The sequence below is a fragment of the Curtobacterium sp. NPDC089185 genome, assembly GCF_040685235.1.
Taxonomy (GTDB): domain Bacteria; phylum Actinomycetota; class Actinomycetes; order Actinomycetales; family Microbacteriaceae; genus Curtobacterium; species Curtobacterium citri.
The window spans coordinates 16,543-42,327 of sequence record NZ_JBFBHK010000009.1 but is presented as its reverse complement, the minus strand read 5'-3'; the positions used below and the strand labels follow the sequence as shown (position 1 = coordinate 42,327).

Below are 25,785 nucleotides of genomic sequence, written 5' to 3'. Positions count from 1 at the left end.
CTGCTCAGATCCGCGCCCCGTTCGAGGGGTAGAACGTACCGCCGCGAAACCTGTTATCGTCGCCCCGTGAGTTTTCTTGGGGGAGACATCCACGGCTTGGCGATGAGCTGGATGCAGGGGGCACAGGCCACTCGGACGCGTCAGCGCGTGGCGTTCGCGGCGACGATCGAAGGCGCAGAAGCATTTGCGACGTCGTGGTTCGGCCGCGACTTCGACGCCGTCTTCGTGCCGGACGTCGAAGGGCGTACGACCGACGGAGCCCCGCTCGTCGGTTTCGACGGAGAACTTGCCGAGGACGGCGAGGTGCGGCTCGACGACGACCTCATCATCCAGTTCCAGAACTACGCGGTCGCCGAATTCCTGAGCTTTCCCGGTCCGACGGTGCTGGTGCCGCAGACGAGCCACGACCGTGACTTCTTCGCGGCGCACCTGGCCGCGGCCCGTTCGACCGGCATGTTCCCGGCCGTCCTCACCGATCCGCAGGTTGTCGTCGGCGATCGTCACGCCTGGGTGGGCGGACCGGTTCCTGCCAACCCCGATTTCGTGTTCGTCGGCGAGGACGGGACCGTGTTGTCGTCGCCATGGGGGGCGGTGTACGGCCGGATGACGGACGGCCAGTTCGCTGCCGACACAGGCGTGCAGGACGGTCCTCTAGACGAAGCGGCGCTGCATTTCCTGCAGACGCTGGAAGCGCTGCGATACGCCGCAGCGCGTGGCCTCGGCAGCCTGTCGGCCTCCGGTTACGGATCGTTCCTCGACAGCGATTCGTTCCCCGAGTCCGTGCGTACCCAGACGATGAGGGGCGCGGTGCTCCTGTTCAGCGCCGAGCACCACCTGCTCCACATCTCCGACCAGCACAAGACGTACTCACTCACCCGCGACCTGGCCTCCCTCGTCGAGCTGCAACTCCGGTTCGGCGACCAAGCGCTCGAGCACGCGCACGAGTCGACCACTCTTCGCCGGCTTGCGGAGGACGAACGAGCCTCCGCCCTGGAGCAGGTGCGGAAGTTCATCGGGTCTCGGCTCTCCGTCGGCGAGGCCGAGCGGGTCAACGCGTGAGCCGCGTCAGCTCGCCAGTCCTTCCCGCCGCGCTGACCGAAGCCCTCGGCGACCACGCCGGTGACGTCGTGATCGCTGATCTCTACGGCGATCAGGGCTCGAACGTGTACGAGGCCGCTGCGGTCCACGACACGCACGAGATACGCGAACTCATACGGGCGACACGAGGGGCCGATTCCGAGGTCCTCGAATTCGCAGCGGGCTCGGGCCGTCTCTCGCTGCCCCTTGCCGCCGCCGGAAGGCGGATCGTCGGCGTCGACTCCTCGCCGTCGATGATTGCGCTCCTCGACGACAAGCTCGCCGGGCGCCATGCGGCACTCCGCTCGTCGATCCGCACGGTCGTCGCCGACATGACCACGTACGACGACGGGACCCAGTACTCCACCGCGGTGCTCGGGTGCATCTCCATCTCGCTCCTCGACAAGGACCAGCGCGCGCGCTTCTTCCGTGGCGCATCCGCGTGGCTCGCCCCCGACGGCGTCTTGCTCATGTCCACGACGGACACGACGATGCTCGGCGACACCACCGGCAAGTACCAGGACTTCCCGGGACTCTCGGGCCAGCGGTACCGATTGTTCGAGGAAGTTGACCTGCTCGAGTCGGTCCGTCACGTCGGGGTCGTCGACCTCGACGAGCTACGCAGCGACCCGGTGACGGTCTTCTTGACACATGTGCGCGCCATCGCCCCCGCCGTGCTCGAGGCGGAACTCGCCGATGCCGGTCTGCGCGTCCGTGCCGTGCGCCCGGTCGCGACGCCCGACGGAGCACACCCGATCGTCATCCTTGAAGCGGTGTGGGCATGACCGCACTGCGAGCGAACAGCGTCTGGCCCGCACTCGTTCCCCTCGCCACGCACAACGACCCTGGCACGCAGATCGTCGCGGCCTCAGGAACGCGACTGACGTTCGGTGACGGGACCGAGTCGCTCTGCGGGACGAGCGGATTGTGGAACGTCAACCTCGGCTACGGCAACGAGCACATCGCGGACGCGGTGCACGAGGCCATGCTGCGCGCGTCCTACGTGTCGCTGTTCCGCTACTGGAGCGAGGACATCGAGGCCGCAGCGGCTCAGCTCCGCGAGGCCGCCGGGCCCGAACGCTACGCTCGTGTGCTGTTCACGACGTCCGGGGGTTCCGCCAACGACGCCGTCATGAAGCTGGCCCGGCACTTCGCGATCCTGGACGGTCAGTCGGCCCGGAAGACCATCGTCGGGCTGACGGGGAGCTACCACGGTCTCACCTACGGAGCGCACGCGCTCAGCGGTGACGACCTCGGTCAGCCGCTCTACGGGGTCGATTCACGGCAGATTCGTCACGTGACTCCGAACGACATCGACGAACTGGAACGGTTGCTCGCCGCGACCGGCGACCGGGTCGCCGCTGTCATCGTCGAGCCGGTCCTGGGGTCCGGCGCCTTCCCGCTCAACGATGAGTACGTCGAACGCCTCTGCGCGCTCCGTGACCACCACGGCTTCCTCCTCGTCGCCGACGAGGTCGCCACCGGTTTCGGACGGACCGGGCAGATGTTCGCCTCGGAGTCCTGGCCGGGCTCGCCCGACCTCCTCATCGCCTCCAAGGGGCTGACGAACGGCACGCAGGCGGCCGCAGCGATCCTCGTCGCTGCGCGGGTCACGGAGCGGTTCCGCGGGAACGAAAGTGTCTTCGTCCATGCCGAGACGCAAGCAGGGACCCCGGTCGTCGGAGCAGCGATCAGTGCGACGATCAACGAGTTCGAGCGGTCGAGCGTTGTCGACCAAGCCCGTCACCTGGGTCGCACCCTGGATGCGGAACTCGACGCGATCCGCGGCGCGTACCCGTCGGTGCTCGAGACTCGAGGTCTCGGGAACTTCCGAGCCGTCGCGCTGGCCGATCGGGAGGGCGAACCGCAGCGCGAGCAAGCGGTTCTGGCCGGCATCCGGCACTCGATCCGGCGAGCAGGCGCCATCGTCCACCCTGGGCCCGATGGGTTCCAGCTCGTGCCCGCACTGACCTACACGGACGACGACGTTCAGACGTTGTTCGCTGCTGTCCGTTCCGGCCTCGAGGAGTACGACGATGCGCTCCGCGGCTGACGGCCTGGGCTGGGCCGTTCAGCCCGGTCCGCTGAGCATCGACTCGTTCGGCGAGTTCGTACGCCGGGTCGCCGGCGCGACCGCCGTGAGCCGCGTCTGCATCGTCGCAGACCGCCACCAGGCTGCGATCCCGGCCATCAGTGGCCTCGTCGGCGAGCTCGTTGAACGCTTCGACGCAGAGGTCCACGCCGCGGAGGACGACAGCGAGGAGCTCGTCGCGAGCATCGCCGGAGCCGGCCCGTGGGACGTCGTGATCGGAGTCGGCGGCGGCGTCACGCTCGACGTCGCGAAGCTGGTCGCGCTGCGGTCCGACGACCTCCGTAGGGCCACCGCCCCGGGTAGGTCGAGCCGCGTCGTGCTGCCGGACAGAGCGCGGACGGCGCGGCTCGCCCTGGTCCCGACGACGTTCGGTACCGGTTCGGAGCAGTCGTTGTCGGCATGCCTGACCACGCGAGGGCGGAAGCGCCTGGTGTCCGGCACGGCCCTGGGGGCGGACATCGTCCTGGCCCGGCCGGATCTGCTCGTCAGCCTTGACGACGAGCAGATGACGGAGGGGCTGATCGAAGTGGCCCTCCGCTTGACGACCGTCTACGCATCGGGCGCACCGGCGCCGCTGGCGGACACGCTCACGCGGGCCGCGCTCCGAAAGGTCGTCGAGCTGGCGCCGCGACTCGGGTGCGGTGAGCATGCGACGTCCGACCTCCGCACCCTCGCCTCGATCAGTGCATTCAGCCACTCCGGCTGGCTGAGCCGGGACCGACCTCCGATGACGACCCTGCCGTGGATCATCACGACGGAGGCATCGCTGGCATGGGCGTGCACGAAGGCGGTCGCCGCCTCGCTCGTCCTGCCCGCCTACTGGTCTCTCATGCAGGAGCGCGACGGCAGGCTCGGGTCGCACGAGCGGCTCTGCGAACTCTGGGCGACAGCACTTCCGTCGGCAGCGACGCCGGCCGAGGCGCTGGGCACCATCACCGGCGACCGGCTGGCGCGGCCAACCGCCGAGGAACTCACCCGGTTCAGCGACGACGCGCTCGCTGCGCGCGTCACTGAACGCTGGGGTGCCGGACTTCCCTTCACGGGGGAGGCGAGTCGAGACGACGTCCGTGAGGTCGTCGCCGCAGCACTCGCTCTAGGGAGAACGGTCGCAGACACCGTGTGACCGATGACTGTTTGAAGGGAGGGACAAACATGCAGGAACTCAAGACGAACACCATGCTCGACCTCGGCGCGACCGAGCTGGAGGACATGGAAGCACCGGACTTCTGGGGTGGCTTCGTGGTCGGCATCGGCGCGGCCATCGGCGCTGCCGGCGCAGCCGCCGGAATCGTGGCGCTGACCTGATCCGTCGCTCGTCGGTGCGCCGACAGACGTCCGCGCACCGACGAGTGACGCGGAAGCGCGTCTTCGCACCCGCAAGAACCTGACAACGAAAGGAGTGTGACATGACCGAGACAATCACTTCGGTGGGCACCCTCGACTTCGCCGTGAGCGAGCTCGAGGACCTCGAGGCACCCGGCTTCTGGGACACGGCCGCGGGCTTCGCGGCCGGCGTCGTCGCCGGCGGCGCCCTGGTTGCAGGTGGGGTTCTGATCCTCACGTGATGACCGTCGAGGGGCGGTCGCGGTCACGGGACCGCCCCTCGATCCACGACGTCGCCACGCAATCAGCACTCCCGCTCGATCATCGAGAGGTACGAATCATGAACCTGGCCGAGTTCAACGGCTTCAGCAAGACCTACGGCAGCAAACAAGTTGTCGAGGACCTCTCCTTCGCGGTGCCGGAGGGACGTGTCGTCGGATTGCTCGGCAAGAACGGAGCAGGTAAATCCACTGCGCTGCGCGGCCTGCTCGGACTGGTCCGTCCCACGTCCGGACGCGCGCTCGTGGAGGGAAAGCCGTTTTCATCGCTGTCGAACCCCGCCCGCATCGTCGGCTACAGCGTGGACGGCGTCCAGTCGCTGCAACACGCCCGCGTCGCTGACGACCTCTCGACGTGGGCGAACCTCGTCGGCGCATCGAGAGCCCGCGTCGAGGAACTCCTCGACCTGGTCGGGATGACCGAGCACCGACGCACACGGGTTCAGAAGCTGTCGACGGGCCAGAAGCAACGTCATGCACTCGCCATCGCCCTTCTCGCGCAGCCGCGCCTGCTCATCCTCGACGAGCCGACGAACGGGTTGGACCCGCAGGGCATCCGGTGGCTCCGTGAACTGATCCGTCACTACGCAGGACAGGGGAACAGCGTGTTGATCTCGAGCCACATGCTCGCCGAGGTGGAGCACACGGTCGACGACGTGGTCATCCTCGACCGGACGATCCGGTACTCCGGCTCGCTCGCCGACCTCACGGGCAACGGCGCCTCGCTCGAGGAGAGGTTCTTCGACCTCGTGCCCACCCCCGTCGCGGCGGGGGCCGGACGATGAGCGCGGTGGCCACGCTCGCGCTGCGCTCCGAGGTCCGTCGTGCGTGGCTCGGTCGGGCGGTGCCCTACTTCCTGGTGTTCGGCGTGCTCCTCACCGCGGTGTCGGCGGGTGGCACCTTCTCCGGACTGACCGCGCAGCTCCGTGCTCCGAACGGCGACTTCGAAACGACCGTCACGATGGTCCGAACGTGGTTCGCGCTCTCACTGTTCATCGGGATGGCGACCGCGTTCGACTCGGCTCGGGAGGTCAGCGCTGGCGTCGCGAGTCGAGTCATCACCGCGGTCGGCAGCAGGACCTCGTACTTCATCGGCAAGGCGACCAACGGGATCCTGGTCGGCTTCATCGGCGCGCTGCTCGGAGCGGCCGCGTCGATCGGCTTCGCGTCGATTCTGCTGTCGATCAACGACTCGGGCCTCCACATGTCGAAGGAAGCCTGGCTGATCGTCCTCGGCTGTGCCGTGGTGAACACGGTCGCAGGGGTCTGGGGTACCTTCATCGGCCTGTTGACCCGCAACGGGATCGTGGCGATCGTCGTCGTGTTCGCGTTGTGCATGTTGGTCGAGCCGGCGCTCCAGGCGTTCCTCCCCGACGTCGGAAGGTTCTTCATGACCAACGCGATGGCGTCGGTCTACCTCGACAAGCAGGACCACCTACTGCCCGTGCCCGGAGCGAGCGCCGTCATCGTCGGCTGGCTGGTGGTGCTCGGGCTCGGCGCGTTCCTGCTCACCCGCAACAAGGACCTTCGTTGACCAAGCTCCTCGATTCCCGACCGACTCTCTCGCCGGCGTCATCGATCACGCAGACGGCCGAGGGTTGGATCGGGGTCAACCCGCACGGCAAGGCCTACACGCTGGGCGGGGCGATTGCGCTCTACGCGCTCGCGCTGGAGACCGCGAGAACCGACGACGAGTTGCGGGACCGACTGCGCAGCGACACCGGTCAGGAGTGGACCCCAGCGGACCTCGACGCTGCACGGGGCCAACTCGCGACACTCGGATTCCTCGAGCACGACGCTGGATCCGCGGCATCGCGGAAGCGGCGGGTGCGGTACGTCCCGCCCCTGACGGTGCAGGTCACGCTCGCCAACCCCGAGCGGCTCTTCTCGCTCCTGCAGCGGTCGTTGCAGCGGGTCAGTGGTTGGACGGTGTTCACCGTGGTCGCCACGGTGGTCGCTGCTGGACTGCTCGCAGCGGTCGTCAACCGGGATGTCGTACTCAGTAGCGTCACGCACCCGCTCGGACTGTTCGAGTACGTGGTGCTCGTGGTGATGCTCACCGCTGCGACAGCGCTGCATGAAGCCGGGCACGCCGCAGCACTTGCTCGGCTCGGCGGCCGCCCAAGACGCGTCGGCGTCATGCTCTTCTACCTGATGCCCGCGTTCTTCTGTGACGTGTCGGACGCCTGGCGGGTCGGTGACCGGCGACAGCGGGCGCTCGTTGCCGCGAGCGGTGTCCTCGTGCAGGTCACCCTCGCAGGCCTGGCAGAGATGGCCGCGCTGCTCCCGTTCGGCGAGGCGTGGACCGAGGTGCTCGCCGCCTTCGGAGCCGTGTCCTTCCTCGCAGCACTGGTGAACGCCATCCCGTTCGTGAAGTTCGACGGGTACATCGCGCTCATGGCCCTCACCAACCACAACTTCCTACGACGGGACGCCATCGCCGAGGGACGTCGACTGTTCGCGCGGTCCTTCCTCTCCCGCAGGGTGACGTACGCCTTCCCGGAGCAGCGTTGGATGCGCTGGTACGGTCTCGGCTGCATCCTCTTCCCGGGCTACCTGGTCGCGTCGGCGATGTGGTTGTGGTTGGGTGACCTCCGCGCGTTCGGCGCCGTCGGTGGGGTGATCGCGCTGGTGGCTGTCCTCGCCTTCGTCGTTGCGGTCGGTCGTGAGGTGGGACGGGTACTCCGGACCGCCGTGGACGCCGGCATGCACGTCATCGGCGCCGGGACGGCGGCGGTCGTGCTCCTCGGGTCGGTCGTAGCGGCGGGGACCCTCGTCACGGCTCCGTCGGTCACCGTGAGCGGGTACGTGCGCGACGGTCAGGACGTCCGACTCGTGCTCCCCATCGGCGCCGACGATGACTCCGTTGCCCGTCCGGCCCACGTCGTCCTGCGAAGCAACGGTCTGTTCCTGCACGACGGTGACGTGGAGGCGGACCTCACGAGCTCGACACGCTTCCGGTCGGAGGACGTGCCGTTCGCTGCCGTCGCACCGGTGCGGACCTCGGTGGTCGAAGTCCGTGGGCTCTCCGCGCCGCTCGAAGTCACCGGCCAGGACGCAGCCGTCCGCGATCTCGATCCCGCTGGCCAAGCACTGGTCTCCGGACCCCCCGCGCCGTTGTGGCGCGTCTTCTGGGACGGCATGTTCTGAGCGCTGTGGCGGCGCGCCCTCGGAAGCGGCCACCTTGGGACGGGGGCCGCTCCGCAGGGTTGATCCTAGACGCCCTCTGACCGGAGCTGTGATCCGTCGTCCGTCCAGCCGATGTGGTTGCCGCACACTGCTTGCACGACCTCCGCTGGCAGGGCCGCTGACACAGGGCCTCAGACGACGACCGGCCCGAACCACAGCAGGACCGGACCCAGGACGAGCGTGATCGCACTGGCGGCGGAGACCGCTTCGCTGCGGCGGCCCCCACCCTCCTTCCGGGAGCGAGCAGCCATCACGAGGGCCGCCCAGCCACCGAGCCACGGCCCCACGGCCAACAGGAACACGACCGGGTACTGGAACAGACTGCCCTGCCCGCCGGTGAGCAGCACGGGCACCCACAGGGTCGCCCAGAGGACCACGAACCCCGACGCAGAGCAGATGAGCAGGACCAGTGCTGCGGTGTACCAGCCGGTCCCGGGCGGCTCGGTCCGGACGGTCGACCCCACGACGCGATGCTACCCAGGTCAGCCCGGCGTGGAGCGTCGGCTCGGCCTCGCGGCACGAGCGCGCGTCGCCGTGACCAGCAGCGCCGTCACCACAGCGACCCCGTCACGGCCTGGAGGCGCGTGCCGGGGCCGCGGGAGGAGCCTCCCGTCCATTGCGACACCGTGACGGTGAGGACTTGTCCGCATCGGCCGCCTTGGCGACGTGCGTCGGGGCTAGCTCACGGGAGTGCAGCCCGCGGTCCAGGCGTAGCTCAGGGTGACCGGGGCGGTGAAGCCGGATGCGGGGGCAGGCTACGGGCGGAGGACGATCCGGCCGAAGACGTCACCGTCGTCCATCCGTCGGTGCGCAGTCGCTGCTTCCGCGAGCGGCACGACCGCATCGACGACCGGGTGCAGCGCTCCGCGCACGGCCGCCTCGAAGCTGGCGGATCGCACCGCATCACGCTCGGTGGGGTCGATCGATGCGAGGCTGAAGGTCCCGACGGACCGTGACTTCTGGAACGACTGCATCAGCCTCGTCCCGAAGTCTGCGGGCGGGAACCCGGAGACGGCGCCGACGATCACCATCCGGCCGTTGGGCGCGAGACGGTCGATGAAGTCAGGGACAGCGGGTCCTCCTGCGATGTCGACGATCACGTCGAACTCGGTCGGAGCGGCTGCGTATCGTCGACAGCTCGTCGCGATGCTGCAGGACCTCGTGCAGCGGGTACGGAGTGGGCGGAGCATCCGCGCCGACTGCACGACCGACGACGTCATCCTGGCGCTGGTCGCCGCTCGAGGCCTCGCCGCGATGGGCGCATCGTCGCGAGAGGCTGCCGCACGCCGCTTCGCTACGCTGATCCTCGACGCCCTCCGAGCGGAGCCGTGATCCCTCGTCCGTCCGGCCGATGTGGTTGCCGCACCCTGCTTGCACGCGCTTCGCTGCAGGTCCGCTGGCACAGCGCATCAGACGACGACCGGCCCGGATCACAGCAGGACGGTCACCACGGCGGCGCCGTCTCGGCCTGGAGGCGCGTGGCGGGGCCGCGGGAGGAGCCTCCCGTCCGTCTCCTGGCCGGGTGGACGACAGGACGGGTCCCCGGACAGGTGAGCGTCCGCCGAAAGGGGCGAGTCCGCACCGACGACACACGTGGACCGAGCAGCTGTCAGGGCGTCAGCACCAGGACGGACAGCCCCCGGATCTGCTCGGCCTGGGCGAGCGCTGCGGCCGGGTCCTCGATGCCGACGGTGGTCACCTCGAGGGCGCCGAGGTCGATGATGCCCGCCTCCACCTGACGCCAGACCCGGTACGCGGTCTCCTCGGAGCACATCCACGAGCCACGCAGGGTGATCCGTCGGCGCATGAGCTGGTCGTAGGGGATCGGGAGCGCCTGGCGGACGCCGCCGAGGAGGACCATCGTGCCGTCGGTCCGGACGCTGTCGAACCCGGCCATGGTGAGGTCCGGGGTCGGGGTCGGTCCGAGGGCGTCGATCACGACGTCGGCGTCGCCGCCGGCTGCCGCGGCGATCGCTGCCGCGTCGGCGTCGCGTGTGCCCACGGAGCGGACCGCCCCAACGCGTCCGTCGAGTGCCTGGAGGCGGTCGAGGCTCCCGGCGTCCCGTCCCACCGCGACGACCTTCGCCGCGCCCCGGGCGAGCGCCAGGAGGACGGCTGCGCCGCCCATCTGTCCACTGGCACCGAGGACGACGACGCGGTCCCCGGCCGTCATCCCGCTGCGCTCGACCGCCCCGGCCGCGACGCTCAACCAGGGCAGGAACGCGAGCTTCGTCGGGTCGCCGTACGTCTCGGCGCCGGGGAGCGCGAGCACGGCCGATCCGGGCATCACGGTGCGCTCCGCGAAGGTGCCGGTCCGCCAGACCCGGCGCATCCGGTCCGTGGTCGCCGTCGTCGCCCCGCGGCCGCCGATCCCCGTCCACCCGAGGAGGACCTCCTCCGGCTCGGCGACCCGACCGCTCCGCAGGAACCCGGTACACAGCGCCGTCTCGCCGGGCCGGACGGTCGTGACGTCGTCAGCGACCTCCTCGACGATGCCGATGCCGCCGATGCCGAGCACGGTCGGGGTCGCGATGCCGCCGCGGCCTCCCTCGACGAGCACCCGCGTGTAGGCGGGAACCTGCACTGCGAGCATGCGCAGCGCCACGCCGCCGCTGCGGACGCGCGGGTCCGGCACCTCCTCGACGCTGAGTGTCGAACCGGATCCGTCGAGTGTCCATGCCTGCATGCCCCCGAGTCTCCGCAGGCAGCGGGAGACCATCCAGAGCCGCCGCATACTGGTACCCGGACCACCAGGGAGGGACGGCGTGAGCGACGTCACCGAGCAGCAGCGTCGGGAACTCGGCGCGTTCCTGCGTGCGCGACGGGAACGGGTGAGCCCGGTCGACGTCGGGCTGCCGGGATCGTCCCGCCGTCGCACCCCGGGCCTCCGCCGCGAGGAGCTCGCGATGCTCGCCGGGATCAGCGCCACCTGGTACACCTTCCTCGAGCAGGGCCGGGACGTCCGCCCCTCCCGTCAGGTCCTCGACGCGATCGCGCGCGCCCTCGGACTCGCCGGAGCGGAGCGGACACACCTCTTCGCCATCGCCGTCGACGAGCCCGTACCGACGACCCCCGACGAGGTCCTCGATCCGGAGGTTGCCCGGGTCGTCGACCTCCTCGACCCCGCCCCGACCTACGTGACCGGGGGGACCTTCGACCTGCTGGCGTGGAACACGGCGGCGGCCGAGCTGTTCCGCGGCGCACTCGACCACGGCGAGCACCCCAACCTGGTCCGGTGGGTGTTCCTGGCCCCCGGTGCACGCGACGTCCTGCCGGACTGGACCGACGTGGCCCAGGGGCTCCTCGCACGGCTCCGGGCGCGAGCCGGGCGGCATCCGGGCGTCGCGGTCTACCGGGAACTCGAGGCCGATCTCCGCGGGGCCAGCCCGGAGGCCGACCGGTGGTGGCCGCGGTACGACGTCGGCACACCGGGGGCCGGCATCAAGCGCGTCAGGCAGGCCGACGGGCAGGTGCAACGCCTCGCGTACACCTCGTTCGACGTCGCTGACCGGCCGGACCAGACCATGACGACCTACCGTCGGCTCTGAGCCCCCACTGGAGGCGCGTGGCGGGGCCGCGGCAGGAGCCTCCCGTCCGTCTCCTGCCCGCGTCCACGGCGCGACCCACATGGTCATCGGTCCGTCCCTCACGACGTCTACCTCGGCGAGGACCACGTGCGCATGTTCGCGGGGATGGGCAGCGACGTCGCGGACGTCGAGGTCTCGCACGACGAACTCGCGGCCCAGGACGACACTGGTGCCTGCCCCCGCATCGCTCGGGGGCAGGCATCGACGCCCGGCTACCTGCCAGTGTGTGACCAGCGCGACGCGTCGCAACTGGGATGTACATGGCTGAGTCGTCGGGGAGGCCTCCGGTGTCAGCCCCAGGCCGCCGGGACCGGCGCGTCGACCGGTGCGTTCAGTTGGTGCAGGAGGCCCGCGAAGTCCTCGAGGTGCCAGGTGGCGACGATCTTGCCGCCGCGGACCTGGTGGACGTCCATCGTCCGCATCTCGATGCGCTTGCCGGTCGGTTCGAGACCCATGAACGCGCCCCGGTGTGTGCCGGACACGGTGTTCCGCACCGCGACCTTGTCGCCCTGGACGATGATGTCTTGGTGCTCGACGGTGTAGTCCGGCATGGCGTGGCGGAACTGCGCGATCTGTGCGGCCATGCCGGCGGGGCCCTGTTCCTGCCCGGGGGCGAGCGGCAGGTCGATCCAGTCCGCGGCGAGCACGTCGTCGAGGACGCTGGTGTCTCCGGTGCGGAACGGTTCGTAGAAAGCGCGAACGAGGTCCTCGGCGGAGTCGGCGGAGTCGGTGGTGTCGTGCGTGGTGTTCATCGGTGTGGGCCTTCCAAGCGGGTCGTGCGGATGTGGACGGGGGCGACGTTCGAGCTGCGTCTCAGGCGAGCGCGAGGACGAGACCGGCGATGACCAGGACGGCCGCGGTCGATGCGTGCACGCCGATCGCCTGGCGGACCGTCCCGCCGTTCGTGACGACGATGACGGCGTCCCCGACGGGCGTGATCGCCGCTGCGACGAGTGCCCAGCCGAAGACGTGCGGCCCGGCGACCAGCAGCACCACCAGGGGGACGACGCCCGAGGTGATGTCGCGGACGCCCTTGATCGAGGTGAACGCGCGTCGGCGGTCTTCGGCGACACCGAAGCCGTTGGTCGCGACCCTCGGCGCGATCAGGAAGCGGGCTCCGATGAAGAGGATGAACAGGCATCCGGCGATGGCGACGATGAGGGCGGCGGTGGACATGGTGCTCTTCCTTCGTTGGATAACGTTGTTCTCCTACGAGCGTACGACGATGGGCTGTCGTTGTCTACCGTTGTTACCTAACGCGCACGGTTAGACTTCCTCCATGACTCCACGGCCTGCTCCAGACCTCGACCAGCGGCGTGACCAGATCACCCGAGCCGCTCGGTCGGTGGCGGAGACCGACGGGTGGGAGGCGGTCACGATGCGACGGCTCGGCGCTGAGCTCGGGGCGACGCAACCGGTGATCTACTCCGCGTTCCCGGGGGGACGACAGGCGCTCATCGACGCCGTGGCCCTCGGGGGGTTCGACGCGATCGCGGCCGCGCTCGAGGCCGTCCCGGCCGAGCCGCTCCCGAGACTGCAGGCCTACCTCGCCTTTGCCGCCGCACAGCCGCACGTCTACGAGGCCATGTTCTCGCTGCCGTCCGGGCTGTCGTTCGGGACCGGCGACGGACCGGGTCCGCTGCAGCGTGCCTTCGCCGCCGTCCGTGCGGCGTTCCCCGACGAGGACGACACCGCGGCCGAGGTCGCATGGGCGACGGTCCACGGGCTCGCCACCCTCGAGATCAGCAAGCGCCTACCTGCCGACCGGTCCGTGGCACGCCTCGCGTACGCGCACCGGGCCCTGACACGGGACGACCACTGACCAGCGGGGACGGTTCGGGGTCGCCACCGGACCGACCACCCGGACGTAGGCTGGCGCCGACGAAGGGTGCGACAGCATGCGAGCTGCCTGGTACGACGAGCAAGGACCCGCAGCCGACGTACTCCGCGTCGGCGAACGTCCCGACCCGGTGCCGGGCCCCGGCGAGGTGCGCGTCCGGTTGACCTTCTCGGGCGTGAACCCGGGCGACACGAAGAAGCGCGAGGGCTGGCTGGGGTCGGCGATGCCCCACCCCGAGGTCGTCCCGCACAGTGACGGCGCCGGCATCGTCGACCAGGTGGGCGCGGGCGCGGATCCGGACCTCGTGGGCGTCCGCGTCGCTGTGCACGGCGCACAGTCCTACCGGCCGTCCGGTACGGCGGCGGAGTACACGGTCGTCCCGGAGGCGCTCGTCACCCCGCTCCCGGACGCGGTCCCGGACGACGTCGCGGCGCTGCTCGGCATCCCCGGGATCACCGCGCACCGGGCCGTCTTCGGCGACGGACCCGTCACCGGCAGGATCGTCCTCGTGCATGGGGTCCGCGGTGCCGTGAGCGGGATCGCCGCGCAGCTCGCGCGGTGGGGCGGTGCCACCGTCATCGGGACGGTGCGCCGGTCCTCCGACCTCGGCGCGGCCAGGCTGCCCCGGCTCGATCACGTCGTCGCTCTCGACGACGACCCGGCGGCCACGATCCGGCGCATCGCTCCCGACGGCGTCGACCGGGTGGTCGAGGTGGCGCTCGACGCCAACGCCGACCTCGACGCGGCGGTCATCGCCGACGACGGCGTGATCGCGACGTACTTCGCACACGCGGAGCGCGTGACGCTGCCGTTCCCGCCCCTGCTGTTCGCGAACGTGACCGTCCGGTTCCTCGGCAGTGACGACTTCCCGCAGCAGGCGAAGCGCTCAGCGATGGACGACCTGGTGGCCGCGGTCGCCGAGGGGGCGCTGCGCCTGGAGGTCGGCGAGGTGCTCCCGCTCGAGCGGATCGCCCAGGCCCACGAGGACGTCGACGCGGGCCGCGTGGGACGGGTCGTCCTGCAGGTCGCCCGACCCGCTGACCGCTGACCGCTGACCGCGGGCCGCAGGACGGGTGACCGGCCCGCCGACCGACTACCCCCGCCGCCGCAGCGTCTCGCTCGGCAGCTCCCCGAACCGCTTCGCGTACGCCGCCGAGAAGCGCCCAGCGTGGGCGAAGCCCCAGCGCCGCGCGACCTCGGACACGGTGGCCTCGCCGACCGCGTGGTACCGGAGCTCGGCGCGCACCCGGTCGAAGCGGATCCCGCGGAGCATCGAGTTCGGCGACACCTGCACCTGCCGCTGGAACCCCTGCTGCAGGCCGCGGATGCTGAGCCCGACGTGCCGCGCGACGTCGGTGGTGGTGATCGGCGACTCCGCGTTCGCGTGCATGTACTCGATGGCCTCCTGCACCCGGCCGCGTGCGCCGGGCACGTCCGGCACGGCCGGGACGACCGTGACGTGCGGGAACGTGCGGAGCATCACCGCCGCGGTCTGCCGCGTCGCCTCGGCCATGGCGAGCGGCGTCAGCGGCACCGGACCGAGCACGACCTGCGCGGTCGCCCGGAGCTCGGCGTTCCAGGCCCGGACCGCCGCCGGCCGTGGGACGGCGGCGTGGTCGAAGAGGAGCGGTGCCGGTTCGGTCCCGTACATCTCCGCCGCCACCCGCTCGAGCAGCCGGCGGTCGAACTGCACCACGTTCTGCCGGACGTCGGCCAGGTCGAAGCCGAACGGACGGGCGCTCGGGAACACCACCGGGCGACCGGGGACGAGGGCGACCTCGTCGCGTCCGGTGTCCATGACCCCGCCACCGTCGCTCACCCAGCTGACGAAGTAGTGGCTGGTCGCGTCGACCTCGCCGACCATGCGCGCGTCGAACCGCTTGGCGTCGAGCGTCAGCGAGGCGTCGCCGACCGAGCGGAACCGGTAGCCGAACGCCCGGTCGGAGCGTTCGGGCAGGAACCCGGAGGCGTCGTAGGCGGACTCGAACAGTGCGCGCGCCGCGTCGAGGTCGTTCCCGGACGACTCGACGACCTGACGGACGTCGGTCTGCACGGGACTCACGTGACCGATGCTCCCACGTCCTGCTCCGGACGGACCTGCGAGTGCGCTCGCCGGCACGCCGTTCCCGGGGGTAGCGTGCCGCCATGACCGTGACGGGCATCGGCGGGTTCTTCTTCCGGAGTCGGGACCCGGAGGCGCGTGCCGCCTGGTACCGGCAGCACCTCGGCGTGGACGCCGGGAGCGACAGGGCCTGGCTCCAGGAGGCGGGCGCGACCGTCTTCGCACCCTTCCCCGCCGACACCGACTCCTTCGCCGCCGACCAGGCCGTCATGCTCAACCTCCGGGTCACCGGCCTCGACGCGCTCGTCGCGCGCTTGGAGGCGGCCGGTGTGCCGGTTGAGCGGCGCGCGGAGTGGGACACCGAGTACGGGCGCTTCGTGCGTGTCCACGACCCGGAGGGGCTGCCGATCGAGCTCTGGGAGGCGCCGTCCTGACGGCGTCCCGTTCCTGGTCATCACAGAACGGACGGGAGGCGCGGTGCCAGCTGGCACCGCGCCTCCCGTCCGTCGTGCTGTCGCGTCAGGCGCGGCTGCCGCGACGACCGGTGATGAAGCCCCAGATGACGAGGACGACGAGGGCGCCGAGGATCGCGATGATCCAGGACTGGATGCTGAAGAAGCCGTCGTAGCCGACGTTGAAGACCGCGCCACCGATCCAGCCGCCGATGAGGGCGCCGATCACGCCGAGCACGAGGGTGGCGAGCCAGCCGCCGCCCTGACGGCCGGGGAGGATCAGCTTGGCGATGGCGCCGGCGATGAGGCCGAGGAGGATGAAGCCGAGGAAGCTCATGGGAAGTCCTTTGCAGTGTTGGTCGTTGTGGACGGTCGGGCACTGGAGTGCCGTGTGGGGGACGCAGCCCGCCGGTGTTGCCCGGGAGCCGCAGTCGGGAGTGACGCCGGATCGGCGTCCTCGTCTCGACCGCTGACTAGTTCGACTAACTACTTGTACCACTCGGGCCGTGCGCATGTTCGGGGTCGGGGGACAAGATCGGTCCGTGCGTGACGGTGGCTTCATGGTCGGATGGCGCGTGGTGCGCTCGCGGCGTGCGGAGTTCGTCGATGCGGGGAGGCTCCGACGGCGGACGGTGGTGTGCGGCGCGACGGCCGTGGTCGTCGGTGCGTTCCTCGTGGTCGCGGACGTGGTCCGGGGGTCGCTGTCGACCGGGTCCGGCATCCGTGACCTGCTCGCCGTGGTCCTCCTCGCCGGCGCCGCGGGGTGCCTCGTCGCGCCGTTCGTTCGGGTGGCCGCGATGGGTCCCGTGCCGCCCGAGGGGTTGACGGGGGACTGGCGCCGGCAGGAGCGCATCGACCGCCAGTTCGCCGCACGGCCGCCGGCGATGGCGCCCGAGGACCGGGACGAGGTCATCGCTCGCGCGGAGCGGTCGATCGGTCCGTCGACGGTCCTCGCCGAGCGGTTCGTCTGGCTGCCCGTCGCGTGGGTGCTCGGGGGGCTGGGGCTCCTGGTCGCCGGGGCCGCGACCACCGACCGACTGACGCTGCTGCTGGTCCCGCCCGTGTTCGCCGTGCTGCAGTCGGCGACGTTCGTCGCGGCGGTGTCGGGTGCCGGACGGGCGGAGGCAGCTCGTCGCCGTGCCCTCGCGATGCCGGAGGCGCACCGGCCGTCGGCTCCGCCGCAGCGTCGGCGTGCGGTGGGTGGCTCCGCCGTGGAGCTGCCGGGGGACCGGTCCGCACCGCCGGCCTGATCCGCCGGCCCGATCCACCGGCCCGATCCACCCGCCTGGCCCGCCGTCGTGGTCGGCACGGGCGTGCGCGACGACCTACCCTGGGCGGATGCTCTCCCGACGTGACGCCGCCGTACGGCTCGACATCCCCCTCGAGATGGCGGCCCGCCACGGGATCCCGTCGCACGTCAGCGAGGCCGAGCTCGAGCGGATCGAGCAGGACCCGCCCGCGTGGCTCGTGCAGTCGCGGGCGAACCGGACGGGCGCGAAGCGGGTGTGGGCCGACCTCGAGTGCGCGGTCTGCGGGTTCTCCGAGGCCGAGCGGCCGAAGAAGTGGTGGCCGGACTGGACGGTCCTGGTCTGCGACCACCACGACCTCGACGAGGCACCCCGCCCGGCCGCGGGCACCGAGCGCCGTGCGGTCTACGGCGTCGGCAGCCGGTTCGTCGCCCTGGTGGACGAGCCCCGCTGACCGGACGGACCGGGGAGCGGTGGACGGGTGAGCCCCCGTGGCTCACCGGCCCCGTCGGTAGGCGCTCCCGTCGCACGAGTGCACCGCATCGTCGTCGAACAGCAGCCGCAGGTTGTACGCCGCGCAGTCGACGAACGTCCCGATGCTGATCCACGTCGCCGACCGCCGGAGCACACCCTTCGAGGGTCCGTCCGACCCGATGCCCGCGCGGTGCGCCACCCATGCGAGGTCACGGGCCTCGGTGTCGAGGTACCGCATCACGGCCTCGTTGTCCCGGTGCTGCCCGTCGAAGGACCGCGCGATCGTCGAGCGGACGAGACGGAGCACCGGCATGAGCCGCTTGCCCGGCGCGGCGCTGAGGCCACCGGCCTGGTAGAGCAGCCGGCGCGTGCCGGAACGGCGCATGGCGGGGACGAGTCGGCGGACGAACTCGGTGTTCACGAGCCGCTCCTGCTGCGCCACCCGGTCGCCGATCATGAGCGCGACGCCGTCGACGCCGTCGAGCAGTGCGTCGAGGTCGAGGTCCGCGTCGATGCTCCCCTGGACGACCTCGAGGGCGTCGTGCCGGGCCGTGAGCTTGGCGGGCGTCCGGGCGACGGCGCGCACGCGGTGGCCGGCCTCGAGCGCGAGTCGGGTGAAGTGCTGGCCGGTCTGGCCGGTCGCGCCGAACACCAGCAGGGTCTGTGTCGTGGTCATGCATTCAATCTAGACACTGACAAGAATGTAGTCAATGGCTAGATGTCGGTAGGATGACCGCATGGCCGAGCGACCGTTCCACCACGGGAACCTCCGCACGGTGCTGCTCGACGAGGCGACGGCGGTGCTGCGCGAGTCCGGCGTCGACGGACTCTCCCTGCGCGACCTCGCGCGGCGGGCCGGGGTCAGCCACGGCGCACCTCGGAGCCACTTCGTCGACCGGCAGGCGCTGCTCGACGCCCTGGCCGAGGCCGGCTTCCAGCGGCTCACCGCCGACGTGCGCGCGGCGCTCGGGGAGCCGGGTGACGACGTGCGCGCACGCTTCCTCCGCGTGGCCGGGGCCTACGTCGACTTCGCCATCGACGACGCGGCCCTCATGGACCTGATGTTCCAGGCCAAGGCGCAGGCGGGTGGCGGTCCACCCCGGGTCGCCGAGGCGGCCGCGGAGCTGTTCACGGTGCTCGACAGTGCGATGGGTCCACGCTCTGACGACCTCGATGAAGGTGCCCGAGATGCGTTCAAGATGCTGTTCGCGGCCACCGTGCAGGGGATCGCGTCGCTGGTGTCCTCGCGGCGCATCGCCCGCGGCGACGGCGACCGCCTGGTCGGCGAGGCGATGGAGATGATGCTCGGCTCCGCGCTCGCCGTCCGCGCGATCAGCGCCGGCTGAGCTCCCCGTCGCGCCGCATCCGCACCAGGCTGGCCCCGGTCGCACCCGCCATGGCGACGAGGATCACCACGAGGGACACCCACGTCGGGATCTCCGGTGCCCAGGCGAAGCCCTCGCCGCCGTTCAGGAACGGCAGCTCGTTCTCGTGCAGGGCGTGCAGCACGAGCTTCACGCCGATGAACGCCAGGATGAGCGCGATCCCGTACTTGAGGTAGACCAGGCGCTCGAGCAGCCCGCCGAGCAGGAAGTACAGCTGCCGGAGCCCCATCAGGGCGAAGACGTTCGCGGTGAAGACGATGAACGCGCTCTCGGTGATGCCGAAGATCGCCGGGATCGAGTCGAGGGCGAACAGCAGGTCGGTCGTGCCGATCGCGATGAGCACGATGAGCAGCGGCGTGAAGTGCTTCGCCCCGTCGTGCGTCACCCGGAACTTCATGCCGTCGAAGTCGTCCGTGATCCGCACCCGCCGGCGGAGCAGTCGCACGAGCGCGCTGTCCTGCTGCTCCGCGTCGTCGTCCTCGCGCAGCTGCTGGATCGCGGTCCAGATGAGCCAGGCGCCGAACAGGTAGAAGATCCAGGAGAAGTCCTCGATGAGCTGGGCGCCCACCAGGATGAAGATGCCCCGCAGGACCAGCGCGATGATGATGCCGAGCATCAGCACCTCCTGCTGGATCTGCTTCGGCACCGAGAAGCGCGCCATGATGATGACGAAGACGAACAGGTTGTCGATGCTCAGGCTGTACTCGGTCAGCCAGCCGGCGACGAACTGCCCGGCGGCGTCCCCGCCCGCGAACACGAGCATGAGGACGGCGAACACGAGCGCCAGTCCGACGTAGACGCCGACCCACGCTCCGGACTCCCGCAGCGACGGCACGTGCGGCCGCCGGGCGACGATGAGCAGGTCGACGAGCAGGATCGCGACCAGCGCGATGATGGAGCCGACCTCGAAGACGACGGGGAGCTGGGGCATCGTTCCAGTCTGGGGCATGCGGGGATCCAGCGGTGCACCGCTGGACCCCGTCGGCCACGACGCGCGGTCAGACCGTCACGACGACCTTCCCCGCGATGCGTCCCGCCTCGGCCTCGGCGTGCAGTGCCGGCAGCTCGTCGAGCGTGATGCGCCGCGTGACCTCGACCCGCAGCGCGCCGGAGTCGACCAGGGACACGAGCTCCGTGAGGCGTTCGCGGTCCGGTCGCACGAAGACGGTGGCCGCACGGACGGCACGGTCCTCGTCGCCGGGCGTCGCCATGAAGGCCGTCGTGCTGACGACCGCGCCGCCGTCGCGGACGAGCGACACGAGGGCACGGAACGCCTCGGGTTCGATCGGCGCGAGGTTGAGGAGCACGTCGACCCGCTCGTCGACGACGTCGTGCAGGTCGGTGGTGGTGTGGACGACGACCTGGTCCGCCCCGGCCGCCCGCACCGCCTCGGCGCTGCGCGGGCTCGCGGTCGCGACGACGTGCACGCCGAGCCGCTTCGCGAGCTGGACCGCGTACTTCCCGACGACGCCGCCGGCGCCGACCACGAGCAGACGCTGCCCGGCGGTCAGGTGGCCGTCGTCGACCAGGGCCTGCCACGCCGTGAGGGCCACCGAGGGCAGCGCGGCGGCGTCGACGAGCGGGATGCTCGTCGGGGAGGCGACGAGTGCGTCGGACGGGGCGACGACGTACTCGGCCGCGCCACCGTCGTGCTCCATCGGCAGGAACCCGACCACCGGGTCGCCCACCGCGAGGTCCGTGACGCCCTCGCCGACCGCGTCGACCGTGCCGGAGACGTCGTAGCCGGGGACGTGGGGGAGGACGACGGGGATCGGCAGGAAGCCGCCGCGCATGCCGCCGTCGGCCGCGTTGTACGCCGATGCGGCGACCCGCACCCGGACCTCGCCCGCGCCGGGCTCGGGACGCTCGACGTCCTCGGTGCGCAGGACCTCGGGTCCGCCGACCTCGTGGAACCGGATTGCCTTCATGATGTGCTCCTCCGTCGTGTGCTTCGAGTTCGAAGCATCTGGGGGAGACGCTACACCTGCTTCGAGTTCGAAGCAACAAGGGAGTGCAGAATTGCCTGGAGGCGCGTGGCGGACTCCGCCACGCGCCTCCAGGCCGTCCTGCTGGTCGCCGTCTACGCGCGCTCGCCGAGCGCGTCGGCCGCCTGTTCGTAGAGGCTCGTCGCCAGCGCGTTGAGGACCTCGTGCAACGCTCCGTCGTGCGAGCCGTCGACGGCGCGGAGCATGGCGCCGTACCGGGTCCGGTAGTCCTCGACCACGGCCTCGCCCGCGGGCAGGAGGCGCAGCAGGGAGCCGCGGCGGTCGTCGGGGTTGGGCGCCCGTTCGACCAGGCCGGCGGTGGTGATGCGGTCGACCATGTTCGTCACCGCGCCCGACGTGAGCCCGAGGTACCCGGCGACCTCGGTGGGGGTCGAGTACCCCGTGTCGCTGATCAGCACGAGGGCGCGGAGGGCGTTCTCGTGGATGCCGGCACGCGCGCTCAACTGCCCGACCAGGCTCGCGTTCGCCCGCACCACGGCGGCGAACGCGGTCATCAGGTCGGCGTCGTCGATCTGGGTCACTGGTCTGCTTCCGTCGGAGGGGGGGGCACGGGGCGTCCCCCGCTCTGGGGTGAGTATACGAGTGGTCAACTTGGTGAACGAGTGACTATCTTGATCATTGAAGCAAGTCGGCCCGAACGACTTGCTCCCCACGCTCCCGACAAACCACCGAACGATGAGGTACACCGTGTCCACCAAGCTCCGCACCTCCGCGCTGAAGCGGATCCGTTTCGCCCCCGTGGCGCTCCTCGCCGGCATCTTCGCGGCCGTCCTGCTCTCGCTCTCCCTCACCGGCACGCTGTCGGGGTTCGCCGCGAGCATCACGAACAACGCCAACTCGGCCGCCACCGGCACCCTCGTCATGCAGGAGCAGAACGCCGGCGCGACCGTCACCTGCCTCAGCACCGACGGCGGCTCGGTCTCGACCAACGCCGCGACCTGCTCGACGATCAACAAGTTCGGCGGCAGCACGACGATGACGCCGGGCAACACCGTCAACACCGCGATCTCGATCAAGAACACGGGCACCGCGAACGCCGCGACCTTCACGCTCACCCCGGGTGCCACCTGCACGCAGTCGAACAACGGCGCCCAGAACGGCACCGCGACCGACCTCTGCGCCAAGATGAACCTCGTCATCACCTCGGGCTCGACCACCGTCTTCAGCGGCACCCTCGCCAGCTTCAAGGGCGCGGCGGCCTCGGCCTTCACGATGCCCGCGGCCCCGGCCGCCGGTGCGACCGTCCCGTTCAACTTCGCGGTGACCCTCGACCCGTCCGCCGGCAACACCTACCAGGGCCTCGCGGCCTCGGTCCCGATGACCTGGACCTTCACGGCCTGATCACCGGACGGCGCACCGGTGGGTCGCCCCTGATCCCGATCCGCCGGTGCGCGAGCACCACCCCCACCCCACCCCCCAGGACCGACGCCCCCCGACCGGCCTCCCCCCTTCCGGCCGGGTGACGTCCACCCCGGCGGCGCTCGACCCGCCCCCCATCGGTCGAGCGCCGCCTCCCCCCCCCACACACAGCACCACGCACCTGCAGCCGCCCCGAGCGGCCGACCCCCACCGGAGCAGCACATGAGCCAGACCGCAGCGATCCCGCTCAGCGGCACGCTCGACCTGCCGATCCTGCGCGGGCGGGCCACCAGCCGCACCGAGACCGCCCTCGCCTGGGCCGTCGCCGCGATCGCCGCCGTGCTGCTCACCGCCGCGGTCCTGTTCCTCTCCGCCGGCGGCCGCTGGTTCGTCGTCGAGACGCCGTCCATGGGCCAGGCCGCCCCGGTCGGCACCCTCGTGCTCGACATGCCGGTCGACGTCGCAACGCTGCGCGTCGGGGACGTCGTGACCTTCTCGACGGACGCGAACCCCGGCGTGGTCTACACGCACCGCATCATCGCCGTCGACGCCGACGGCGGGATCCACACCCGCGGCGACATCAACGGCGCCACCGACCCGTGGACGCTCACGCAGGCCGACGTCATCGGCACGCCGGCGCTGCTCGTGCCGCACCTCGGCTGGCTGTTCCGCGCCGCACCGATCCTGCTCGTCGGCACCCTGCTCATCTGGACCCTCACGAGCGCGTTCACCGACCGGGTCACCCGCACCTGCCTGCGCATCGCCGGCGGCGCCCTGACCACCTCGTACGCAGCCTTCGTGCTGAAGCCCTTCGTCAACGTGACCACGATCACGAACACCTCGAGCCCCGACGGCGTCCAGGCGACGATCGTGTCGTCCGGCATCTTCCCGGTCCGCGTCGAGGCGCACGGCGGCAACACCGTCCACCTCGTCGACGGCCAGGTCGGCCGGGTCGTCATCGACGAGCTCAGCCGGAACGGGTACTACCACCTGACGTCGAACATCGACCTCGACCCGGTCGGCTGGGCCGCGCTCGTCGCCGTCTGCCTGGTGCCGCTCGTCCTCTGCCTGTCGGTCGGCCGCATCGAACCGGTGCGCGCCTCGTGATCACCCGCTCCCTGCGCGACGGCCGCGTCGTCGCCGCCCTCCTCGTCCTCGCCCTCGCCGTGGTCGTCATGCTCAACCAGTTCGCGCCGACCCGCTCCGCCTACAGCGCGCGGGTCACGAACAGCGGCAACTCCGCCGCGACGGCGCCGTACTTCACGTGCTCGGCCGCCGTCGCGTCCGACGCCTCCGGTGCCCTCTTCGCGTACCGACTCGGCGAGGCGTCCGGATCGACCACCGCCGTCGACGCCTCGGGCAAGGCCGCGAACGGCACCTACCAGGGCACGATGACCGCAACGACGCCGAGCCCGAACGCCTGCGTCCGGGACACCGGCTCGTCCTACCAGCTCAACGGCTCGAACAGCTTCGTGTCGACGCCGAAGTCGGTCGTGAACCCGACGACCTTCAGCGAGGAGGTCTGGTTCCGCACCACGGTCGCCGGCGGGCTGCTCATCGGCTTCGGCAGCAACCAGGTCGCCACCTCGGGCCAGCACGACCGGCAGATCTACGTCAACACCGCCGGGCAGCTCGTGTTCGGCTCGTACAACGGCACCACGCAGGTGATCACCTCGCCGCGGGCCGTGACCGACGGTGCGTGGCACCACGTCGTGTCGACGATGTCGCCCGCGAACGGCATGCGGCTGTACCTCGACGGTACCCTCGTCGCCTCGAACACGGCGTTCACGGCACCGGAGAACTACACCGGGTACTTCCGCGTCGGGTACGACACGATCAGCGGGTGGCCGGGCGCTCCGGCGAACTACTACTTCACGGGCACCATGCGCTTCGCGGCGGTGTACACGACGGAGCTCACCGCGACCCAGGTCGCGAACCACTACGCCGCCGGTCGCTGACCGCGGCCGGACGGACTGCCGGACGGGAGGCGCGTGGCGGGGTCGCCACGCGCCTCCCGTCCGTCGCGTCCCGCGTTCGCCGACCGGACAGCCGTCCCGCGGACGCCCCGGTCGTGCACGGGGAGCGGGCGTAGTCAGGACACTCACCGTCCGACCACGGGAGGAACACAGATGAGCAAGGACGCGAACGCCGCCACACAGGAGCAGCTCGGGGGGATCCTCGAGGCCCGCGACTGGAGCCGCATGCACGAGGCCTGGCACGAGGACGTCGTCGACCACGACCCGGCGCCCGGACAGGCTCCCGGTCTCGCCGGCATCGTCGACTTCTGGACCGAGTTCACGACGGCCTTCCCGGACCTCACGCTCGAGGCCGACCCGCTCGTCGTCACCGACGACTTCATCACCGCCGTCTTCACCATCCACGGCACCCACACCGGCCCGTTCCAGGGACACCAGCCGACCGGTCGCGAGTTCACCGTGCGCGGCATCCAGGTGTCGAAGTTCGTCGACGGCAAGATCGCCGAGCGGTGGGGGTCGACGGACCAGAAGGGCATCGAGGAGCAGCTGCAGCTGGGCTCGTCCGACGTGCAGTTCGTCAGCAAGGCCTGACATCGCGGCTCCGCGAGGAGGAGCCCGGGTACGCTCGGGAGGTCCGGTCCCTGCCGGGTCGTCAGCCGATGAAAGGCACCCGTGCGTCTCCGAGCCCTCCTCGCCAGCGTCGTCGTCGCAGCGATCGCAGCGATCGCACCGATCGTCCTCGTCGCCGGTCCGGCATCCGCGCACGACGCCCTCGTCGGCTCGGACCCGGCGGCCGGTTCGAGCGTCTCCGGTGACCTCGACCGCGTCACGCTGACCCTGTCCGAGCCGCCGCTGTCCGGGCTGCAGACCGGGATCGTCATCAGCGTCACCGACGGCGGGGGAACCGAACGGACCGTCGGCGACGTCCGGATCGAGGGCACGACCATCGCGAAGGACGTCGACCTCACCGCCGCCGGTGCGTACCGCGTGCAGTGGCGCAGCGTCTCGGTCGACGGGCACCCGATCTCCGGCGAGTACGGCTTCACGTCGACGGGTGCGACCGCGGCGACGCCGACTGGCGGCCCCACGACGGCGGCCTCCGAGCCGACCGCGACCGCGACGGCGACCGCGGACGCCGTGACGGGGACCACCGACGAGATCGCCGCGACGCAGGCAGCCGCCCCGGTCGGCGGACACCAGCACCACACCGTCCTGCTGTTGCTCGTCGCACTGGCCGTCGTCGCCTTCGCCGCCGTCGTCGGCATCCGCGCCCTGCGCACCCGTCGGACCGCCGTGCCCGCCGACGACAGCGCGGACGGCACCGACACGGCCGAGCACGGCACCGACCGGTGACGCCGGCCGACGGCGCCGGACCGGCTGACGCGGGAGGCACCGCACGTGCCGCACGTGCAGCGCTCGCCGCCGTCGCCGCTCCCGG

The 25,785-nt window shown here is 71.0% G+C and carries 33 protein-coding genes; 22 read left to right on the top strand and 11 right to left on the bottom strand.

The annotated features are described in order from the left end of the window. Positions 1 to 66: 66 nt before the first annotated feature. The 9 genes from AB0N84_RS11090 (at position 67) to mpaP (ending at position 7,920) form a co-directional block, all read left to right on the top strand. Positions 67 to 1,059 carry a hypothetical protein gene (locus AB0N84_RS11090; protein WP_363546197.1) on the top strand — a complete coding sequence of 331 codons (993 nt, stop codon included), beginning with the start codon at positions 67 to 69 and terminating at the stop codon, positions 1,057 to 1,059. Continuing rightward, positions 1,056 to 1,862, top strand: coding sequence for a daptide-type RiPP biosynthesis methyltransferase (gene mpaM / locus AB0N84_RS11085; protein ID WP_363546194.1), 807 nt, complete (start codon positions 1,056 to 1,058; stop codon positions 1,860 to 1,862). The genes AB0N84_RS11090 and mpaM overlap by 4 nt, the downstream gene beginning before the upstream one ends. Then, positions 1,859 to 3,130 carry a daptide-type RiPP biosynthesis aminotransferase gene (gene mpaD, locus AB0N84_RS11080; protein WP_363546192.1) on the top strand — a complete coding sequence of 424 codons (1,272 nt, stop codon included), beginning with the start codon at positions 1,859 to 1,861 and terminating at the stop codon, positions 3,128 to 3,130. Before mpaM ends, mpaD begins: the two co-directional genes overlap by 4 nt. Continuing rightward, the gene (gene mpaC / locus AB0N84_RS11075) at positions 3,114 to 4,292 is read left to right on the top strand and encodes a daptide-type RiPP biosynthesis dehydogenase (protein WP_363546189.1); all 1,179 of its coding nucleotides are present in this window, start codon (positions 3,114 to 3,116) and stop codon (positions 4,290 to 4,292) included. The genes mpaD and mpaC overlap by 17 nt, the downstream gene beginning before the upstream one ends. A gap of 29 nt (positions 4,293 to 4,321) precedes the next feature. After that, complete coding sequence (locus AB0N84_RS11070; protein WP_363546186.1) at positions 4,322 to 4,474, top strand: daptide-type RiPP; 153 nt, start codon at positions 4,322 to 4,324, stop codon at positions 4,472 to 4,474. A gap of 101 nt (positions 4,475 to 4,575) precedes the next feature. Then, positions 4,576 to 4,734, top strand: coding sequence for a daptide-type RiPP (locus tag AB0N84_RS11065; protein ID WP_363546183.1), 159 nt, complete (start codon positions 4,576 to 4,578; stop codon positions 4,732 to 4,734). Continuing rightward, positions 4,734 to 5,555, top strand: coding sequence for an ATP-binding cassette domain-containing protein (locus AB0N84_RS11060; RefSeq protein WP_363546181.1), 822 nt, complete (start codon positions 4,734 to 4,736; stop codon positions 5,553 to 5,555). Before AB0N84_RS11065 ends, AB0N84_RS11060 begins: the two co-directional genes overlap by 1 nt. A 5-nt stretch (positions 5,556 to 5,560) precedes the next feature. Continuing rightward, entirely contained in the window at positions 5,561 to 6,304 is a 744-nt protein-coding gene (locus tag AB0N84_RS11055; RefSeq protein WP_363546178.1) for a hypothetical protein, read from the top strand. Then, positions 6,301 to 7,920: a daptide biosynthesis intramembrane metalloprotease gene (gene mpaP / locus AB0N84_RS11050; RefSeq protein WP_363546175.1), complete on the top strand. Its 1,620-nt coding sequence runs from the start codon at positions 6,301 to 6,303 to the stop codon at positions 7,918 to 7,920. The genes AB0N84_RS11055 and mpaP overlap by 4 nt, the downstream gene beginning before the upstream one ends. A 170-nt stretch (positions 7,921 to 8,090) precedes the next feature. Here the strand turns inward: mpaP and AB0N84_RS11045 are convergent, their stop codons facing one another. Next, entirely contained in the window at positions 8,091 to 8,423 is a 333-nt protein-coding gene (locus AB0N84_RS11045) for a hypothetical protein (RefSeq protein ID WP_363546172.1), read from the bottom strand. A 291-nt stretch (positions 8,424 to 8,714) separates the two neighbouring features. Further along, positions 8,715 to 9,059, bottom strand: coding sequence for a zinc-binding dehydrogenase (locus AB0N84_RS11040; RefSeq protein ID WP_363546169.1), 345 nt, complete (start codon positions 9,057 to 9,059; stop codon positions 8,715 to 8,717). Here AB0N84_RS11040 and AB0N84_RS11035 point away from each other — a divergent pair. Continuing rightward, positions 9,046 to 9,291 (top strand): hypothetical protein, encoded by a 246-nt coding sequence (locus AB0N84_RS11035; protein ID WP_363546166.1) that lies wholly within the window; start codon positions 9,046 to 9,048, stop codon positions 9,289 to 9,291. The genes AB0N84_RS11040 and AB0N84_RS11035 overlap by 14 nt on opposite strands. A 277-nt stretch (positions 9,292 to 9,568) precedes the next feature. Here AB0N84_RS11035 and AB0N84_RS11030 read toward each other — a convergent pair whose 3' ends face one another. Beyond that, positions 9,569 to 10,645 (bottom strand): zinc-binding dehydrogenase, encoded by a 1,077-nt coding sequence (locus AB0N84_RS11030; RefSeq protein ID WP_363546163.1) that lies wholly within the window; start codon positions 10,643 to 10,645, stop codon positions 9,569 to 9,571. A 79-nt stretch (positions 10,646 to 10,724) separates the two neighbouring features. Between AB0N84_RS11030 and AB0N84_RS11025 the strand changes: the two genes are divergently transcribed. Then, positions 10,725 to 11,507 carry a helix-turn-helix transcriptional regulator gene (locus AB0N84_RS11025; protein WP_363546160.1) on the top strand — a complete coding sequence of 261 codons (783 nt, stop codon included), beginning with the start codon at positions 10,725 to 10,727 and terminating at the stop codon, positions 11,505 to 11,507. A gap of 329 nt (positions 11,508 to 11,836) precedes the next feature. Here AB0N84_RS11025 and AB0N84_RS11020 read toward each other — a convergent pair whose 3' ends face one another. Together AB0N84_RS11020 and AB0N84_RS11015 are read right to left on the bottom strand one after the other, a co-directional pair. Next, entirely contained in the window at positions 11,837 to 12,298 is a 462-nt protein-coding gene (locus tag AB0N84_RS11020) for an ester cyclase (protein WP_363546157.1), read from the bottom strand. 61 nt (positions 12,299 to 12,359) lie between these two features. Then, complete coding sequence (locus AB0N84_RS11015; protein ID WP_363546154.1) at positions 12,360 to 12,722, bottom strand: DUF4267 domain-containing protein; 363 nt, start codon at positions 12,720 to 12,722, stop codon at positions 12,360 to 12,362. Between the two features lie 103 nt (positions 12,723 to 12,825). On the opposite strand from AB0N84_RS11015, the gene AB0N84_RS11010 reads away from it, so the two are divergent. Then, a complete protein-coding gene (locus AB0N84_RS11010; protein ID WP_363546151.1) occupies positions 12,826 to 13,368 on the top strand; it encodes a TetR/AcrR family transcriptional regulator in 543 nt (180 codons plus the stop codon). Between the two features lie 76 nt (positions 13,369 to 13,444). Next, positions 13,445 to 14,434: an NADPH:quinone reductase gene (locus AB0N84_RS11005; RefSeq protein ID WP_363546148.1), complete on the top strand. Its 990-nt coding sequence runs from the start codon at positions 13,445 to 13,447 to the stop codon at positions 14,432 to 14,434. Between the two features lie 45 nt (positions 14,435 to 14,479). On the opposite strand, the gene AB0N84_RS11000 is transcribed toward AB0N84_RS11005, so the two are convergent. Then, positions 14,480 to 15,448: an AraC family transcriptional regulator gene (locus tag AB0N84_RS11000; RefSeq protein WP_363546145.1), complete on the bottom strand. Its 969-nt coding sequence runs from the start codon at positions 15,446 to 15,448 to the stop codon at positions 14,480 to 14,482. 83 nt (positions 15,449 to 15,531) lie between these two features. Here AB0N84_RS11000 and AB0N84_RS10995 point away from each other — a divergent pair, with 83 nt between their 5' ends. Next, the gene (locus tag AB0N84_RS10995) at positions 15,532 to 15,882 is read left to right on the top strand and encodes a VOC family protein (RefSeq protein WP_363546142.1); all 351 of its coding nucleotides are present in this window, start codon (positions 15,532 to 15,534) and stop codon (positions 15,880 to 15,882) included. Between the two features lie 85 nt (positions 15,883 to 15,967). Here AB0N84_RS10995 and AB0N84_RS10990 read toward each other — a convergent pair whose 3' ends face one another. Continuing rightward, on the bottom strand, positions 15,968 to 16,237 hold the full coding sequence (locus AB0N84_RS10990; RefSeq protein ID WP_069712609.1) for a GlsB/YeaQ/YmgE family stress response membrane protein: 270 nt from the start codon (positions 16,235 to 16,237) through the stop codon (positions 15,968 to 15,970). 223 nt (positions 16,238 to 16,460) lie between these two features. Between AB0N84_RS10990 and AB0N84_RS10985 the strand changes: the two genes are divergently transcribed. Further along, positions 16,461 to 17,150: a hypothetical protein gene (locus tag AB0N84_RS10985; protein WP_363546139.1), complete on the top strand. Its 690-nt coding sequence runs from the start codon at positions 16,461 to 16,463 to the stop codon at positions 17,148 to 17,150. 88 nt (positions 17,151 to 17,238) lie between these two features. Beyond that, positions 17,239 to 17,601: a hypothetical protein gene (locus AB0N84_RS10980; protein ID WP_069712607.1), complete on the top strand. Its 363-nt coding sequence runs from the start codon at positions 17,239 to 17,241 to the stop codon at positions 17,599 to 17,601. A gap of 42 nt (positions 17,602 to 17,643) precedes the next feature. Here AB0N84_RS10980 and AB0N84_RS10975 read toward each other — a convergent pair whose 3' ends face one another. Next, positions 17,644 to 18,297 (bottom strand): NAD(P)H-binding protein, encoded by a 654-nt coding sequence (locus AB0N84_RS10975; RefSeq protein ID WP_182045240.1) that lies wholly within the window; start codon positions 18,295 to 18,297, stop codon positions 17,644 to 17,646. 61 nt (positions 18,298 to 18,358) lie between these two features. Between AB0N84_RS10975 and AB0N84_RS10970 the strand changes: the two genes are divergently transcribed. Next, positions 18,359 to 18,967 (top strand): TetR/AcrR family transcriptional regulator, encoded by a 609-nt coding sequence (locus AB0N84_RS10970; protein ID WP_363546135.1) that lies wholly within the window; start codon positions 18,359 to 18,361, stop codon positions 18,965 to 18,967. Here AB0N84_RS10970 and AB0N84_RS10965 read toward each other — a convergent pair. The 3 genes from AB0N84_RS10965 to AB0N84_RS10955 form a co-directional block, all read right to left on the bottom strand. After that, positions 18,954 to 19,937, bottom strand: a complete 984-nt coding sequence (locus AB0N84_RS10965; RefSeq protein ID WP_069712603.1) for a TerC family protein — start codon at positions 19,935 to 19,937, stop codon at positions 18,954 to 18,956. The two genes, AB0N84_RS10970 and AB0N84_RS10965, sit on opposite strands and share 14 nt — an antisense overlap. A 67-nt stretch (positions 19,938 to 20,004) precedes the next feature. Beyond that, positions 20,005 to 20,934 (bottom strand): NADP-dependent oxidoreductase, encoded by a 930-nt coding sequence (locus AB0N84_RS10960; protein WP_363546132.1) that lies wholly within the window; start codon positions 20,932 to 20,934, stop codon positions 20,005 to 20,007. Between the two features lie 152 nt (positions 20,935 to 21,086). Beyond that, positions 21,087 to 21,533, bottom strand: a complete 447-nt coding sequence (locus AB0N84_RS10955) for a MarR family winged helix-turn-helix transcriptional regulator (protein WP_363546129.1) — start codon at positions 21,531 to 21,533, stop codon at positions 21,087 to 21,089. A 166-nt stretch (positions 21,534 to 21,699) separates the two neighbouring features. On the opposite strand from AB0N84_RS10955, the gene AB0N84_RS10950 reads away from it, so the two are divergent. The 5 genes from AB0N84_RS10950 to AB0N84_RS10930 all read left to right on the top strand — a co-directional run bounded on the left by AB0N84_RS10950 (position 21,700) and on the right by AB0N84_RS10930 (position 25,700). After that, positions 21,700 to 22,353 (top strand): hypothetical protein, encoded by a 654-nt coding sequence (locus AB0N84_RS10950; RefSeq protein WP_182045243.1) that lies wholly within the window; start codon positions 21,700 to 21,702, stop codon positions 22,351 to 22,353. A 240-nt stretch (positions 22,354 to 22,593) separates the two neighbouring features. Next, positions 22,594 to 23,478 (top strand): S26 family signal peptidase, encoded by an 885-nt coding sequence (locus AB0N84_RS10945; RefSeq protein WP_363546125.1) that lies wholly within the window; start codon positions 22,594 to 22,596, stop codon positions 23,476 to 23,478. After that, complete coding sequence (locus AB0N84_RS10940) at positions 23,475 to 24,329, top strand: LamG domain-containing protein (RefSeq protein WP_363546123.1); 855 nt, start codon at positions 23,475 to 23,477, stop codon at positions 24,327 to 24,329. The genes AB0N84_RS10945 and AB0N84_RS10940 overlap by 4 nt, the downstream gene beginning before the upstream one ends. Positions 24,330 to 24,500: 171 nt before the next feature. Continuing rightward, the gene (locus tag AB0N84_RS10935) at positions 24,501 to 24,938 is read left to right on the top strand and encodes an ester cyclase (RefSeq protein ID WP_363546120.1); all 438 of its coding nucleotides are present in this window, start codon (positions 24,501 to 24,503) and stop codon (positions 24,936 to 24,938) included. Between the two features lie 81 nt (positions 24,939 to 25,019). Then, entirely contained in the window at positions 25,020 to 25,700 is a 681-nt protein-coding gene (locus AB0N84_RS10930) for a copper resistance CopC family protein (protein ID WP_363546117.1), read from the top strand. Positions 25,701 to 25,785: the final 85 nt, after the last annotated feature.